Source organism: Serratia grimesii, from assembly GCF_900186025.1.
GTDB classification, from domain to species: Bacteria; Pseudomonadota; Gammaproteobacteria; order Enterobacterales; family Enterobacteriaceae; genus Serratia; species Serratia grimesii.
Genome location: NZ_LT883155.1, coordinates 566,886 through 581,784, shown reverse-complemented (window position 1 = coordinate 581,784; position 14,899 = coordinate 566,886). Strand labels below are relative to the sequence as shown.

Annotated in this window: 14 protein-coding genes; 5 read left to right on the top strand and 9 right to left on the bottom strand. The window is 54.0% G+C overall.

All coding sequences use genetic code 11. The features are described 5' to 3' along the window. Window positions 1-21: 21 nt before the first annotated feature. Window positions 22-1,104, top strand: coding sequence for a hypothetical protein (locus SGBXF1_RS02695; protein ID WP_186427778.1), 1,083 nt, complete (start codon window positions 22-24; stop codon window positions 1,102-1,104). Between the two features lie 20 nt (window positions 1,105-1,124). Here SGBXF1_RS02695 and SGBXF1_RS02690 read toward each other — a convergent pair whose 3' ends face one another. The 8 genes from SGBXF1_RS02690 to SGBXF1_RS02655 all read right to left on the bottom strand — a co-directional run bounded on the left by SGBXF1_RS02690 (window position 1,125) and on the right by SGBXF1_RS02655 (window position 9,361). Further along, window positions 1,125-2,375, bottom strand: a complete 1,251-nt coding sequence (locus tag SGBXF1_RS02690; RefSeq protein WP_186427777.1) for a phospholipase D-like domain-containing protein — start codon at window positions 2,373-2,375, stop codon at window positions 1,125-1,127. Next, window positions 2,368-3,018, bottom strand: a complete 651-nt coding sequence (locus tag SGBXF1_RS02685) for a MotA/TolQ/ExbB proton channel family protein (protein WP_037424398.1) — start codon at window positions 3,016-3,018, stop codon at window positions 2,368-2,370. Before SGBXF1_RS02685 ends, SGBXF1_RS02690 begins: the two co-directional genes overlap by 8 nt. A 77-nt stretch (window positions 3,019-3,095) precedes the next feature. Further along, window positions 3,096-5,342, bottom strand: coding sequence for a TonB-dependent receptor family protein (locus SGBXF1_RS02680; protein ID WP_061807430.1), 2,247 nt, complete (start codon window positions 5,340-5,342; stop codon window positions 3,096-3,098). A 39-nt stretch (window positions 5,343-5,381) separates the two neighbouring features. Then, window positions 5,382-6,128 carry an energy transducer TonB family protein gene (locus SGBXF1_RS02675; protein ID WP_061807431.1) on the bottom strand — a complete coding sequence of 249 codons (747 nt, stop codon included), beginning with the start codon at window positions 6,126-6,128 and terminating at the stop codon, window positions 5,382-5,384. Between the two features lies 1 nt (window position 6,129). Further along, window positions 6,130-6,537 (bottom strand): ExbD/TolR family protein, encoded by a 408-nt coding sequence (locus SGBXF1_RS02670; protein ID WP_037424404.1) that lies wholly within the window; start codon window positions 6,535-6,537, stop codon window positions 6,130-6,132. Between the two features lie 331 nt (window positions 6,538-6,868). Then, window positions 6,869-7,789, bottom strand: a complete 921-nt coding sequence (locus SGBXF1_RS02665) for a L,D-transpeptidase family protein (RefSeq protein WP_037424405.1) — start codon at window positions 7,787-7,789, stop codon at window positions 6,869-6,871. 297 nt (window positions 7,790-8,086) lie between these two features. Continuing rightward, entirely contained in the window at window positions 8,087-8,965 is an 879-nt protein-coding gene (locus tag SGBXF1_RS02660) for a helix-turn-helix domain-containing protein (protein WP_186427776.1), read from the bottom strand. Between the two features lie 9 nt (window positions 8,966-8,974). Next, a complete protein-coding gene (locus SGBXF1_RS02655; RefSeq protein ID WP_186427775.1) occupies window positions 8,975-9,361 on the bottom strand; it encodes a hypothetical protein in 387 nt (128 codons plus the stop codon). A 116-nt stretch (window positions 9,362-9,477) separates the two neighbouring features. Here SGBXF1_RS02655 and SGBXF1_RS02650 point away from each other — a divergent pair, with 116 nt between their 5' ends. Together SGBXF1_RS02650 and yncE are read left to right on the top strand one after the other, a co-directional pair. Then, window positions 9,478-10,296 (top strand): AraC family transcriptional regulator, encoded by an 819-nt coding sequence (locus SGBXF1_RS02650; protein WP_186427774.1) that lies wholly within the window; start codon window positions 9,478-9,480, stop codon window positions 10,294-10,296. 264 nt (window positions 10,297-10,560) lie between these two features. After that, a complete protein-coding gene (gene yncE, locus SGBXF1_RS02645; protein WP_186427773.1) occupies window positions 10,561-11,637 on the top strand; it encodes a 7-bladed beta-propeller protein YncE in 1,077 nt (358 codons plus the stop codon). Window positions 11,638-12,151: 514 nt separating this feature from the next. Here yncE and SGBXF1_RS02640 read toward each other — a convergent pair. Further along, complete coding sequence (locus tag SGBXF1_RS02640) at window positions 12,152-12,400, bottom strand: hypothetical protein (protein ID WP_186427772.1); 249 nt, start codon at window positions 12,398-12,400, stop codon at window positions 12,152-12,154. Window positions 12,401-12,658: 258 nt separating this feature from the next. On the opposite strand from SGBXF1_RS02640, the gene SGBXF1_RS02635 reads away from it, so the two are divergent. Continuing rightward, entirely contained in the window at window positions 12,659-14,038 is a 1,380-nt protein-coding gene (locus SGBXF1_RS02635) for a glutamine synthetase family protein (protein WP_186427771.1), read from the top strand. 64 nt (window positions 14,039-14,102) lie between these two features. Continuing rightward, window positions 14,103-14,813, top strand: a complete 711-nt coding sequence (locus tag SGBXF1_RS02630; protein WP_186427770.1) for a trehalose-6-phosphate synthase — start codon at window positions 14,103-14,105, stop codon at window positions 14,811-14,813. The last annotated feature ends 86 nt before the right edge of the window (window positions 14,814-14,899 follow it).

The following is a 14,899-nucleotide window of genomic DNA, read 5'->3' as shown; positions in this document are numbered from 1 at the left end:
TTTATTCTCAAGGAATTAGTGATGAGCCGCCACTCGATCAAGTCTCTTTTAAATAAAAGCCCACTAGAAAAACGTCGAGCCCAACTTGTAATAAGTTTTTTACTGGCCCTCTTCGCGTTATTTTTCCACAACAAAAACTATATTATTCATGCCATCACCCTGTGTTTATTTTTGACATTACCGACAATGTTTTTACTTAGAACTGTTGCCCTGCTACCCACAATAAAATCAAGATTAATCAGGCATTACTGGCGATTGGTGGTCAATACTAGAAAATTTTATAAACTGTCTATTTTCACCGAATTCCTGCTTTATCTTGCGACTCTCCTCATTATCCTGCATATTCCCTACGTTTTATTTATCGATGTACATAGCCTACTGTTGATGCAGATTAGCATCGGGATTTATGCCCTCGCCGCCCTGTTGGATTTAAAATCCAGGTGCGAATGGATGATAAAAAAGACCTGGGCAAGATTGGCAGGTAAAGTATTGCTAGCTGGTGTCGGAACATTGGCATTTTATATCTCATCTGCAATGTCAAAGAGTTGGCTGACGGAACTCACACACAGCAGCTCGCGTTTTTTCCCGGAAATTACCAATATATTAGCGACCCTCTATACGCCAATCACTTACTTAAGCATCATCCTGCTGTTCGTTATAACAATGGCAATGATTGAATGGTTAGCCATTATCATTCCAATGGTTTTCATCATGCCGTTACAGATATTCGCACCGAAATTAACCAAACGTATGGCACAGCGTCTCATCACCGGGAAAAAACGTCTTTCGTCCGATGCAGACAAACAACTGGAAGTGAAAAAACTCATTATGCTGCCGCGCAGATTCGCTCCTCTAATACTGGCGTCGTTGATGATCTCAGGCATGCACAGTATGTTTAACATCAGTTCACCGACGGTCAGTCTTTTGGCAAAGAAATTCCTTGTGGAGCTTCATTATCATACCAACTATCAATGCACTAATCTGCCGCTGGAAGCGACTGTCGCTGAACTGGAAAATGGGGTGGTCTCCGTTGCCTATTTTGGTGAAAACAACATTTCCTTTGAAGAATATAAATGTGAAATCTCATCCAAAGACAATCAATGACCACCACTCTATTTTCGATCTCAGGACTCGCCGCCCGGTTTGGGTACCGGGTAGTCGTAATCCAGCTTAAGCGGTTCGGCGTAAACGCTGTCCCACAGTTGGCTGTAGAGCTTATCCACCCGCTGGCTCATCACTGGGTTGTGCAACACCAGCTCCAGATTGCGCGAATTATCCAGATAACCGCCGGTCCAGTTGCTGGTGCCGATCCACGTCGTTTCACCGTCGATGGTCATCATTTTGCTGTGGATCACCCGGGCGAACGGGATAAACCCGTTACTTGCCGGTGGGATCGTGACGATCTTTATCTGCACATTCGGCACCACTGACAGGCTTTTTAGCCAGGCGATATCCGGCTTTTTGGTGTTCCAGTTGGCAACCATCAGCTCGATCTTCACGCCGCGTGCAGCGGCACTGCGTAGGGCGTTGTCGATCACGGCATAGTAAGGCCGGCTGCGTTCCGGGCCATAGGACAGCGGCGCGTAATCCATCACCTGCACCCGAACCTGCTGCCTGGCGGTTGCCAACAGACGCGGCAACTCCACCTGCGAGTCAACCACCCCGGCAGGATTGTAAGCGCGCGGACTGGCGACCAAATAGTTGCCCTGCGGTGTTTCGGTATTTGGCTGGTACGGCAGTTGTGGCACCGGTTTATCCGCAGCCAGCAAGGCCTGAGCCTGCCAGTCCTGCTCGAAGATCGCCTGGATCTGCCCAACAACCCCGGCATCGCTGATACGCAATCCCGTTTCGTGGATATGCGCCAATGCACGCCAGTCAAAGTTTTGGCTGCCGACAAATGCCTGCTCACCGTCCACCAGCAGATACTTCGCGTGCAAAATGCCACCGCTCAGACGCTGGTAAGGAATAATGCGCAGCTCCAGATTCGGGATCGCCTTAAGCTGTTCCAGTGTCTCAGGAGTAGAGATGCGAATACCCTTCTCTTCCATCAGAAACCGGATTTTCACCCCGCGCTCACCTGCGGCTTTCAGGTGCTGCAATACACCGTCCAGCAACGATCCCTGTTCATTCGCCACATAGAACTGGCCCAGATCAATACGGGTTTTCGCCGCATCAAACATCTGTTGCCACACTTCCGCAGTGTTGCGCAGGTCATCTGCCTGCAAAGCGGTTTCCACCGGTGCGGTGTATACCAGCTCGTAGCCGGGAATCTCAAAACGTGCCGTCGCACTCTGGCTCAACATCAACAGACAGCCACCCCATAACGCAGTGTAAAGGCGGCCCAGAGGCCGCCGTGGTTGACGGCCATTAGGCATAGCGTGGTGCCTCGCTGTCAACCCATTGCTCGCGGCTGCCGTTTTCCGGACGGCTGGTCGGCGCGCCCGCACGGATCAACAGCACTTTCAGCAGTTCATTAATACGTTCCATACGGCTTTGCAGATAGTTGTTTCCCACCAGGCACAGCAGCGCGATGGCGATACCCAACCCGGTGGCGTACAGCGCCGTCCCCATACCAGCAGAAACCAGACTTGGCTCAGACACCCCAGAGGCAGCCAGTGCCTTAAAGGTTTCGATAATCCCCATTACCGTGCCCAGCAGCCCCAACAATGGCGCAGCAGTCACGATAGTTTCCAACAGCCACAGACCTCGCGCCATCAGCGGTTTACTCAACAGGTACTGAGCATCAATCAGATCGCCAATCGCCTCACGGTCGCCGGCACGGTGCTTTTGATCCAACACCGGTGAAATCACCGCCAGTGGCAGGCTGTTGCGTTGCGTCAGTTCATCTGGCAAATCGGCGGTACGATGCACGTCCAGCGTCAGCGCCTGCTCCAGTCGGCGCGCCTGACGTTGGGTGTAAGCGAAGTACAGCGCGCGCTCGACAATGATCACCAGCGCAATCGCCAGTGCGGCGTACATCACGTAGAAAATAATGTCGTGTAACAGATTGGCATTCATCGTTCGGTCCTCTTGCCCATCGTCTTTCACGTTGCAGCGTTGTTGGCTGCAACGTGAAAACCATAGCGTTTAATTAGTTAAAAGGTGGCTTCCAGCGAGACGCTGAAGGTACGTTCTTCCCCGACGTTGTAGTACGGCGTGCTGGCCCTCACACCGCCATAAGGGGCCGCGTTGAAGGTGGTGGTGCGCACCGATGTCAGGTACTCCTTGTCAAACAGGTTGCTGATACCAAAGCGCAACGCCGCACTCTTGACGATCTTTTTGTCCACCGGCAAATGCACACCCGCGGCCAAGTCGAATACCGTACGGCCGCCAATCTTCTCGTCATTGGTCAAGTCGCCGTAGAACGCCCCGACGTATTTGCCACTGACACTGCTGTAGTACAGGCCATCGTCATAACCCAGTGTCATGTTAAGCAGGTTTTTCGGTACGTTCGGCACCTCTTTGCCACTGGTTGGCAGCGGCAGACCGCCGTTGCTGACGATGTCGCTCTTCTGCTTAGATTGGGTGTAGGTATACGAGGTGTAGTAGTTGAAGTTATGCGGCAACTGGCCACTCCACTCCAGCTCCAGCCCTTTGTTCTCGACGTTGCCGATGTTCATCATCTCGTAGTCACCGGCCGGGTTGGTGGTGGAGATTTGACGATCGCTGTAGCGCATGTAGAACAGCGTGGCACTCATCAGCATATTTTCCTGCTGGAAACGCCAGCCCAACTCGTGGTTCCAGCTCAGTTCCGGCTTGGTGCTGATTGAATCCCCCACGTTGTACAGCACGTAGTTTGGCGGGGTACGCATGTTACGCGTCAGGTTATAGAACACCTGGTTTTCCTGATTCAGCTTGTAGCTGGCGCTGAAGTTCGGCAGGAATTCATGGTATCTGGCATCGCGCTTTTCCGGCACGTTATACAGACTGCCTTTATTATCCCCATTTCGTTCAACATACTGATAGGCCAGCCCGCCGACGAAGGTTAAGTCCGGCGTGGCAAACCAGGTGTCCTGCAGCCACACTTTTTGCGCTGGGGTGATGGTGTACTGGTTACGCCCCTGCACGGTTTTGCCATTGGCATCCTTTACCTGATCGGAACCGCCCGGTTTACCCGAAATTTGCTCTGGGTTACCGTCGTCCTTGATACCGATAAACGGTTGGGTCTGTGACTGACGCGCACGTTCATACCAGTAGCCGATATCCAGGCTGTGTTGATCGTTGATGTCCCACTTCAGCTTGGTGGTGATACCCGGACGCCAGGTCTGGGTCCAGGATGGGCGGTAATAAGTGTTGGATTTCAAATTGCTGAGATCGTACTGACCCGCCTTATCTGATGTATTGGACAGCACAGAAGCAGTTTGGCCGTTGAAGCTACCACCATTACCCCAGTAGTAATAGGGTTGTACCGTCAACGCCAGGTTGTCACGCAGTTGCAGTTTTTGGGTGAACGACAGGGTAAAGGTATCGAACGGATTGCGGTTGAGTTTGTAGTACTTGGTCAACTGGCCCTTGCTGTTGTACTCCGGCGTAGCAGAGTAATCGTTGGCATAACGGCCGTCATTTTCAAACTGCGCCTTGCTCAGGGTGTTATAGTTAACGTTATTCTGACGGTTGTACTTCATCACCAGGTTGCTGCTGTTACCGTTACCGTCCTCATACAACGAGCTCATCTCAAACTTATCGGAATAGTTGCGCCCTTCACCACGCCACTTTTTCGCTTCAGTGTGCGAGTAGGATAGCCAGTTGCTGAAGCCGTTGTACTCACCGGTCTCTAAACGCGCAAAGGTTTTGCTCAGGTTGTTGCTGCCCAGCGTCTGTTTAACAAAGCCGCCAAAGTCCTTCGACGGACGGCGCGTTACCATCCCAATGTTACCGCCGCTGGAACCGATATGCGGGCCATCAACCTCAGAGGAACCTTGGGTAACGAATATCTCCTCCAGGTTCTCCGAGTCGCCCAGCAAGTTCGGGTACACCGCATAGTTGCCGGAGTCGTTGATGGGAATACCGTCCATCGACAGACCGATCTGATCAGAGTTCATGCCGCGCATGGTGTAATCAACGCCGCTCAGGCCGCTGGCGTCATTACTGTTAACGTTCAGGCCCGGGGTATATTTCAATTTGTCGATGGCGTTGGCCGCTGCCGGCATTTTATCCATCGCCTCTTTGGTAACGGTGGAGCGTGACTTGGCGCTGTCGTCCTGCACCATCATGCCACCGCCCAGCGACTGCCCCTTTACACTGATGGTACCGACGTCGGTCGAGTCCGCCGCCAGTGCCGCACCCGGCAATATCGCCGACATCACTGCCAGATAAATCCCAGATCGATTGAAAGATTTCATTGTTCCCTTCCCATAAAGATCAAACTGTTATGCCAGGCGTCAAGGCGCCTGATAATTGAACGTGGCTGAAAATCGTTTTGTTGTTTGCCCGTTGAAAGCGTCGCTTGGGAACGGCTTCACCTGGCTGATGCTTTGCAGACTGCTCAGTGCCGCACGGTTGAGCAGCATACTGGTGGCTTTATTCGTGATGCCGGACGAGAGCACCCGACCGCTGCGATCAACCTCCAGCCACACTTCTACGTTGCCCTGAGGTCGCTCGAGAGAGGCCTGCCGTCCGCTGGGGTAGCGCTTGCGCTGTTCCAGCTCGTGGCGTAACGCCTGTAAATATCCGTTTTCGATCGCCTGCGTATTCACCTTTGGCGCTGCCGGAGCTGCCGGAGCGGTTACTGCCGCTGGCTTGCTGACCAATGCTCGTGGCGCTGCCGGTGCTGCGACGGGTTTGGCCTTCTCCACCGGTTTGGCTTTTTCTTTTACCGGTTTAGGTTTCGGCTGCGGTTTTGGCACCGGCTTGGCTTCAATAATCGGCTCTGGGGCCGGCACTACCGGTTCAGGAATAGGTTCCGGCTCTGGCGGTGGGGGTTCGGGTTGTGGCGGCGTTTCCACCGGAGGTTCTGGTTCTGGCTGTGTCTGAGGTTCCGGCTCGACCAACGCCAGCTCCATGGCAGTTTCGTCATAGCGCGGCTGAATTTTCAGTGCCGCCTGCTGGCTGGCAAACAGCACACAGCCAGCGACAATCAGCGCCGGTAACCAACTGAAAAGGTGACGTGAACGATAGAGCAGATACATGTCACAGCTTCCGTGTGGCGATAGAGACGGAGTAGAAGCCGCCCTGACGCAGGTTATCCATCACCGCCACCAGCCGCTCTACCGCCACGCCTTTGTCACTGTTGACGATAATGGTGGTGGTCTGGTTTTCCTGCTGCTGCTGTTTCAGCGTGCTGACCAGTGCATTCAGTGCGACCGGTTGGCCGTCGAGCTGCAATTGATCCTCTGCGCCCAGCGTGATGATCGCCTTTTTCTGCGGCTTCAATTGCTGAGCACTGCCCGCAGACGGCAGTTGGGTCTTCAGCCCGAGGGCCGGGATCACGTTCAGGCTAATCAACACAAAAAACACCAGCAAAAACATCATCACGTCGATCATCGGGATCAATTCGATGTGCGCTTTGTTCTTTTTCGGCTCGTTCCAGTTACGCATGGCACTCCCTCCCAAAAGCAAAGCAGCCAATATAGAGAGCCTATGTTTACCTTTTGTTACGCTTGTGTGATCTTATTTTCACAGTGCACATAATTTGAGAGAATTTTTTCAATCAGGAACTGGTCAGAGGGGTTATATAACTTATTAATCAGCGATGATTTTTAATGGAATAATCACAGGATGGGCATTTCTGGTGGCGATAGCAGAGGTAGATGCACTGTGATTATTATGACAATTCACCACAAGGCTTCCGGTTGTGCTTTCTCCCCTGAAGCGTTTTTCAGCCAAAAAAAAGACGCCCGAAGGCGTCTTTTCCGCAACACTGAATCAATCAGTTCACTTTAACCGGCATACCGGAACGGGCTTTGATTGCCGCATCAACTGCACTCTGGTTAACCGCAGGGTCCATCACCACTTTGCCCACAGGCGCAGAGATGGTCAACGGCACAGGATCTTTCGACTTCAGCTGTTCTTCGTTAGCAGAAAGTGGGTTATGCACTTCCAGGTAGCGAGAACCATCCGGTTCAACACTGGCTTTGATCGGCTCGTTGATGAACTGCACGCGCGTACCGACTGGCACGTTTTCGAACAGGAACTTGATGTCGTCAGCACGCAGACGCACACAGCCGTGGCTCACGCGCAGACCGATACCGAAGTTAGCGTTGGTGCCGTGGATCGCATACAAACGACCGACGTACAGCGCATACAGCCCCATTGGGTTATCCGGACCGGCTGGGAATACCGCAGGCAGGATTTCACCGTCAGCAGCATACTCTGCACGCATTTTGGCGGTTGGCGTCCAGGTTGGGCCGTCTTTCTTACGCTGCACCGTGGTGGTCCAGTTCAACGGGGTGTCTTTACCCAGTTGGCCGATACCGATTGGCAGCACGATCACCGTGTTAGTACCTTTCGGGTAGTAGTACAGACGCATCTCGGCGCTGTTGATGATGATGCCTTCACGCGGGGCGTCTGGCAGGATCAATTGTTGCGGGATAGTCAGTGTGCTGCCGGCCTTCGGCAGGAAGGGATCCACACCTGGGTTGGCTTCCAGCATGTTGCTCAGGCCCATCTGGTATTGAGCGGCAAAGCTCTCCAGCGGCAACTTGCTGTCTTCCGGTACGGTGATTTGGATGTTCTCACCCACCAGACGGCTGTCTTTGGCAGGCAAAGGATAGACAACGGCGAAGGCAGCTTGGCTGAATACCACCAGTGCCGTAAACAGGGTTAGTAACGCGCGAATGCTCATTTTCATCTTCGTGTTGGTTGTGGCCACTGGCAATTATAGATATAGGTTAACTCGGCCCTCTGTACCCACAGAATTTCAGGTTGCGGCTCGGCAGCCAATGCGCGAATACTCGGGCGCTTACTCAGGTAAGTGGACGAGGTGGACGCACACAGCCAACAACGCTGCAGCTTGAAAGGCATAGGGTATATGACCGGATGCGCATTATATGTGCACATCAACCTAAGTGTGAAACATTACCGGCGCAATATCGAACTTTTTTGTAACCTGGTGCAGCACGAAGAGGAATTTCTGTGAAAACCGCCGCTAAAGTGCGGCAGTTTGCGGTGACATGCGACGAATGGGAATCAGATATTCGCAGCGGATCGCCGCGCCATCTACGCTGCAAACACCGCCCGGCATGGAATAAAAACGCTCGATATCCTGACCCGGTCGCCGTATCGCTTTCATCATCGGTATCGCCGTGTCATACAAACGGGCGATAAAGTTTTGTAACTCTTCAACCTGTCCCTGATAGGCAAAACTGGCGTAATCCCCCTGTTCAATCAGCACCTGTTCCCCGTCAACCCGATCGTCCGCCAGTGCCAGGGTATAAGCCATGCGCTGCCCACTGCGCTGCCGGCTGTCAGCCTCCAGGCTGGTGAGACCATACACGACCGTCGGCGCCTCGGTTTCCATCGGCAACATCTGGCGCCAGGCATGCTGGCGCAGCGCATTTTTCGACTGCAGAAGTTGCCCCAACGTACAACTGCGGTGCTGGGTACGCCCCACCAGTTGCATTGCCGGCAGCGTGATGATGTCCGCCTGCGGCAGTGGCTCATCCGTTAACCGCAATGGCGGCTGCATACCTTGACCTGACCAATCCGCACTGCGCCGATAACCGGCCGGCGGCATGCCGAACTGTTTTTTAAAACAGCGGGTGAAGGTCTGCTGGGAATCAAACTGGTATTTATCCGCGATAAAAGCAACACCGGCACTGGTAAGCCGCAGCTCACGGGCCGCCGCGGTCAACCTTCTGCGTCGTGCATAAGTCCCCAGTACGTGGCCGGTCAACTGTTTGAACAACCGCTGTAGGTGCCATTTGGAATAGCCCGACTTGTTGGCAATGTCGTCCAGTGACAATGGCTGTTCAAGGTTTTGCTCGATCCAGTCCAGCAGTGCCGTAATTACCTGTTGTTGATACATCGCTCCCCCTTATTGCACCAGCAAACGTTGCGCCAGTTCATGAGCCTGGCGTTCGCTGGCGACCACCTGAACCGGATAACCCCAGAATCGGCTGGCAAAATCGACAAATGCCTCTGCGGCCTGCCGCCGCACGTCATCCGGCTCAATCAACACCATGCCCTTCACCCAGCGCGCAAGCGCCTCACGGTGATCGCGTTTCCAGAGTGCGATTTGAGTGCGCTCATCACGATCATGCTTACCGTCGTCATCCATCCGCCGGTCGCACAACAGCACAAAGGGCTGCTCGCGCTGCAATAAGCGGCTGAATTCGGCAAATTCGGCGGCGGTGTCGTGCGGTTGCTCTGCCGTGGGCTGACGCATCCACACCAGCGGGAAGATGGCGGAGTCTAATGACATGCGATGTCTCCTGGGAGTGCTAAAACGAGCGCTTACTGTATCGATCGCGGTGCTAGACCACATTGCACAATCAGGACATAATGTTTTTCAATTACGCCAAATTGAGAATTATTCTCATGACCTTCATCACCACACCGCGTTTTGACATTGATCAGGTGCCACGGGCCATTTTTGCCGTCCAGGGTTCCACCATTAACAGCGATTGGGAGATAACCCATCACCGGCACCGCAAGGCACAGTTGATTTATACGGTGCGCGGCATGATCCGCTGCGAGGTGGAAAACGGCCTTTGGTTGGTGCCCCCGCAGTGCGCGTTATGGATGCCCAGCAATGTGCTGCATAACGCGCAAGGGGCCGGCGCCAGCGAGTGCTACTGTCTGTTTGTCGATCAGGATGCTATCGCCGGCTTACCCGAACATTGCTGCACATTGGCGGTGTCTCCACTCCTGCGCGAACTGCTGTTGCAGGCCAGCGGGTTCGATCCGCTGTACGACGAACAGGGGCCTGAAGGGCGTTTGACCAGCGTCTTGCTGGATCAGTTGATCAGCGCGCCGGTTGAGAACCTGCACCTGCCGGTTTCCCATGACGCACGTATCCGCCAGTTAACCGAACGCCTGCTGGCTAATCCAGCGGATAAGGCAACCCTCAGCCAATGGGCGCAACGTATCGGCATGAGCGAACGTTCCCTCAACCGGACTCTACAACAGCAAATGGGCATGAGCTTTGGCCACTGGCGACGACAATTGCACGTGGTGCTGGCGCTACAACGTCTGACCAAGGGCGACAGCGTACAGCGGGTAGCGCTGGATCTTGGCTATGAGAGCGCCAGCGGTTTTGTCACCATGTTCCGCAAAGCGGTAGGCAAGCCACCGGCGCGTTATTTGGCGGAGAAAAATGCAGCGGATCGGGCGCAAGGAGTCGGGATCGTCATGTAATCCACAGCAGTACAGCGATTGAGGTGCCCGAGCCATTCGGGCCTTGCCAGCATCCCTTCTCCTCTCTCCACACTGTGAGTTTCACTCCACCTCACACTGAAATAACTCCCATTCTCAATAAATAATGATTACTATTCGCAAACATAAAGACCCGGTGCGCCACGACGTGACCGGCAGGACTTTACCTTCAATTCGATGATGAGCTTTCTTGGTCCCAGAGCAACGGCTCTGTGACGATAGACTTTTTAACTCCATGGAGAGGTTATGAACTCTGCAACAACTCGCAACCGTCGTTTCGGCGGGCGCACAGCTTTCCCACTGATGCTACTCACTTCAATGCTGTTTTCCGCTCCGCTGTTTGCGCAGGGTGAGCCAGAACTACTGCGTAAACCGGTCGGCAAAGGCGCTTATGAAATGGTGTACAGCCAGGGCGAGAACGCACTGTATTTGGCTACGTCACAAAGCCGTAAGCTGGATAAAGGCGGCGTGGTGTACCGTTTGGATCCACAGACGCTGGATATCACCCAGATCATTCACAACGATATCAAACCGTTCGGCGCAGCCATTAACAGCAAAACCGACACGCTGTTCTTCGGCAATACCACCAGCAACTCGGTGACCGCCATCGATGGCAAAACAGGCGAGGTGAAAGGCCGCCTGGTGCTGGACGCGCGCAAGCGCTCCGAGACGGTAAAACCCTTGGCGCCACGTGAGCTGGTCGCTGATGCCACCACCGATACCCTGTATATCACTGGGCTGGGTGAATCCAGCGTGGTGTGGGTTGTGGACGGTAAAGACCTGACGCTGCGCACCACCATCACCGAAACCGGTAAGTACGGTACCGGTCTGGCACTGGACGCTGCCGCAAGCCGCCTGTACGTGACCAACGCCGAAGGCGAACTGGTGACTATCGACACCAAAACCAACAAGGTTGTCAGCCGCAAGAAACTCGATGAATCCAAAGAGCACTTCTTCCTGAACATCAGCCTGGATCCAGCCACGCACCGCGCCTTTATCACCGACTCCAAGCAGGCACAGGTGTTGGTTGTCGATATCCGCGACGGCAACATTCTGAGCAAAATCGACGTGCCAGAATCCCTGGCAGTACTGTTCAACCCGGCGCGCAATGAAGTCTACGTGACCCATCGCCAGGCGGGTGAAGTCAGTGTGATTGACGCCAAGAACTACAAGCTGTTGCAGACGATCAAAACGCCAACCCACCCGAACAGCCTTGCGCTGTCACCGGATGGCCAAACGTTGTACGTCAGCGTTAAGCAGGCTTCCAGCCGTGAGAAAGAAGCCACGGCGCCGGATGACGTGATCCGTATCGCTTTGAAATAACACCGACAAGGGGCGCTACGGTGCCCCTCAGACGGCTGAAAAACCGGAGTGATAGCTAAACCAGTGGGGTCGAACATGTTCGACCCGAGCTAACCCATTGGTTATACAATAAGGCGCAGCATGCAGCGCCCCTACCACGAAGGCCCCTAATCGATTATCCCTCATTCATCCTGAACCCTGAATGGCGGCTGTACCTTACCCACCAGCCCGTCGGCATCCTGGCTCACCGCTTTTTTGGTGGCACGCTGGTAAAGGCATAGCTCTTTCCCTAATGACGGCCTGATAGATTATTTCGTTGGTGTCTGTTAGTTGCGTGTAAAGGGAATTGCCATAAACGTAGGGCAATTATCTGTAAGAACAATGTCCGGCAATTGGAGGGGCCGAAGGCGCGGGTTGCAAGGGACCGCGCCTTACGGTCCCTTGCTCGGTCGGAGCGTATAAACCGCATAGAACCCCGTAGATTTATCGACCGAAACGTTGCTCACACGCTTAGATAAACACTAACTGACAAGCATTACAGCTCCTTCCCCGCTTTGTTATGCATAAACGGTTGCGGATAGCGCCCTGTGATCAGCAACGCTGAGTAACCGACGTCGTCACCATAATGGATAATATCGCCAGCGGCTTTGGCCCCTTTCAATTCACTGGTCTCCAGGCAGGCCATTTGCAGCGCTTTATCGCCACTGGCCCAGGCCGCTTCGGACGACGCACCTGCACTGAATGCCATAACGGCGGCAGAAATCAAAATAAATCCCCTGAGCATAGTTTTCTCTCCTGAATAACGGGTTATTCAGCAGGATATGCAGCCATTTATTATTCAGCCATCAGATCAACACGCATTATTTACAGCTTTTTTATTCTGAGCGGAAATAAAGTTACGGCGTTTTTACAGACAGTTTTTAGGGGCGCAGATAACATCATTACATCGCCAATATGGCCTCACGAGACGGATGCCTCATGTGTTTATCCCCTACATTATTTATTATTTACTCCTCTGTTTTTATTAAATTCGGGGGCCACGATGTATTCTAATATTATTGGCTTCAACCCGATGCTGGCGGATATACCTGCTTCACGGACACGCTCATTCCGCAAAGAAGTAGAGCAGTATTTACAGCGTTATCCGGACACCGAACACGTCGATATTTATCTTAACGATCTGAACGGCCAATTCCGCGGTAAGCGGCTACCAGTTGCCGAGCTGTTCGCACTGGATAAGGGCTGTTATTTCCCACTGTCGATCTACGCGATGGATCTTAACGGCCGGGTGATCGAAGAAAGCGGACTGGGCCAACAAGCGGGGGAACCCGACCGGCTGTGTCTACCAGTGCAGGGTACATTGCGGCCTTGTGCCCGTGACCCACAACACCATGCACAACTGCTGCTAACGATGAAAAACACCGACGGTGACGCCTGTGAACTGGAGCCGCGAGTGGTACTGCAACAGGTACTCAAACGCCTGCAGGCCAAAGGTTATTACCCCGTGGTAGCCGCAGAGCTGGAGTTTTATCTGCATGACCCGCTGCAACAACCCGCCGACACCAGCCAGTACCCAACGCAGAGTTTTTCTGTCGATGCCCCAGAACGCCACCATGCGCTGCTCAATGACATCGAACATCAGGCCCGGTTACAAGCGCTGACGCTGACCGGCGTGGTGGCCGAGGCGGCCTCCGGCCAGTATGAGCTAAACCTGCACCACAGCGCACGGGTGTTAGAGGCCTGTGACCAGGTACTGGCATTGAAGCGCCTTACCCGCCAGATAGCAGAGAAACACCAGCAGCACGCCTGCTTCATGGCAAAACCTTGCGCGCAGGCAGCCGGCAGCGGTTTGCATTTTCATATCAGCTTGCAGGATGAACAGGGCAACAACCTACTGGCGTGCACACCGGGTGAACTGAGCACTACCATGACACAGGTGATGGCCGGGATGCTGGCGTTAATGCCGGCGTCGATGGCAATACTCGCGCCAAATATCAACGCATTTCGCCGCTTCCGCCCAGGCATGCATGTGCCATTACGCACCTCCTGGGGGCACAACAACCGCACGGTAGCGCTGCGCCTGCCCTGTGCCGATAGCGCCAACCAGCGCATCGAATACCGGCTGGCAGGTGCCGACGCCAACCCTTATCTGGCGGTGGCGGTGATGCTGAGCGGCATGCTGTACGGGCTGGAACATGCTCTGCCACTGCCCCCGCCAGCCTGCGGTAACGGTGACGAAAATGATGACGCGGCGATGCTGCCGCTCAGCCAACAGGAGGCATTAACGCTCTTCCGCCAATGTCCGGCGCTGCGCGAGAACCTCGGCCCGGCATTTACTGCGTTGTGGCATACCTGTAAGACCGCAGAACTGCACCGCTTTGAAGGGCAAGTCACCGCAGCGGAAGTCAGCTGGATGCTTTAACGCCGCCAGAGTTCTGTATGTTGGGGCGAATATATTCGCCTCATAATTGAACAAGGAGCAAAACATGTCTCGTTTGGTTTTGATCTCGAATAAGCAGTGTGACAGCAAGGATCTGGCCTGCGCCTCGCAGGCCTTATCGTCCGGTACCACGAGTGATGACGATCAAGGTCTGTGGCTGGGCTGGAACGGCGACGTGCAAAATTTTGGCGCGGCAACGCTCCGTCCGGTCAGTTATCAGCATCGCAGCGGCTATGAACAAGTAACCTTCCCGTTGTCGACCGAGGAGTTTCACTTCCACTATCAGGGCTACTATCACGATGGCCTGTGGCCGGTGTTCCATAACTACCCAGAGAAAGCGCACTTCACGCCGGAGAACTACCAGGCTTATCGGCAGCTCAACCAACATTTCGCTAATATCGCCTGCGAATATGTGTGCCCGAACGACATCATCTGCATTGATGATTACCAACTGCTGCCCTGCGGCCAGGCGTTGAAGGAGCAAGGGTTGATGAACCCTTGCGCGTTCTTTTTCCATTTGCCGTTCCCATCGGCGGCACTGCTGCGGCAGATCCCCGATCACCTGGGGTTAATCGAGTCGCTGCTTTTCTACGACCTGATCGGCTTTCAGACACTTGATGATCGCAATAACTTCCTCAACTATCTGGCCAACGAATACCCGGTGGAAATGCTGTCCGACGACCAGTTGCAGGTTAACGGTCATATCTTTACCGCCGGCATCTTCCCGGCGGGGATCAACACCCGCAAGATCTACTGACTCGCTGCCCGGTTGGCGTTGCCGCACAGCGTCCAACCGTTCACCCCTGTTTTTTGACCGCTTAGCTCCCCTATAGCACCGCTGAC

Coding starts and splice junctions, on each gene's coding strand:
- SGBXF1_RS02670 (WP_037424404.1), bottom strand. CDS start 6,537: ATGCGTAACTGGAACGAGCCGAAAAAGAACAAAGCGCACATCGAATTG.
- SGBXF1_RS02655 (WP_186427775.1), bottom strand. CDS start 9,361: ATGTCATTAGACTCCGCCATCTTCCCGCTGGTGTGGATGCGTCAGCCC.
- SGBXF1_RS02660 (WP_186427776.1), bottom strand. CDS start 8,965: ATGTATCAACAACAGGTAATTACGGCACTGCTGGACTGGATCGAGCAA.
- SGBXF1_RS02630 (WP_186427770.1), top strand. CDS start 14,103: ATGTCTCGTTTGGTTTTGATCTCGAATAAGCAGTGTGACAGCAAGGAT.
- SGBXF1_RS02640 (WP_186427772.1), bottom strand. CDS start 12,400: ATGCTCAGGGGATTTATTTTGATTTCTGCCGCCGTTATGGCATTCAGT.
- SGBXF1_RS02665 (WP_037424405.1), bottom strand. CDS start 7,789: ATGAAAATGAGCATTCGCGCGTTACTAACCCTGTTTACGGCACTGGTG.
- SGBXF1_RS02695 (WP_186427778.1), top strand. CDS start 22: ATGAGCCGCCACTCGATCAAGTCTCTTTTAAATAAAAGCCCACTAGAA.
- SGBXF1_RS02635 (WP_186427771.1), top strand. CDS start 12,659: ATGTATTCTAATATTATTGGCTTCAACCCGATGCTGGCGGATATACCT.
- SGBXF1_RS02650 (WP_186427774.1), top strand. CDS start 9,478: ATGACCTTCATCACCACACCGCGTTTTGACATTGATCAGGTGCCACGG.
- SGBXF1_RS02680 (WP_061807430.1), bottom strand. CDS start 5,342: ATGAAATCTTTCAATCGATCTGGGATTTATCTGGCAGTGATGTCGGCG.
- SGBXF1_RS02685 (WP_037424398.1), bottom strand. CDS start 3,018: ATGAATGCCAATCTGTTACACGACATTATTTTCTACGTGATGTACGCC.
- yncE (WP_186427773.1), top strand. CDS start 10,561: ATGAACTCTGCAACAACTCGCAACCGTCGTTTCGGCGGGCGCACAGCT.
- SGBXF1_RS02690 (WP_186427777.1), bottom strand. CDS start 2,375: ATGCCTAATGGCCGTCAACCACGGCGGCCTCTGGGCCGCCTTTACACT.
- SGBXF1_RS02675 (WP_061807431.1), bottom strand. CDS start 6,128: ATGTATCTGCTCTATCGTTCACGTCACCTTTTCAGTTGGTTACCGGCG.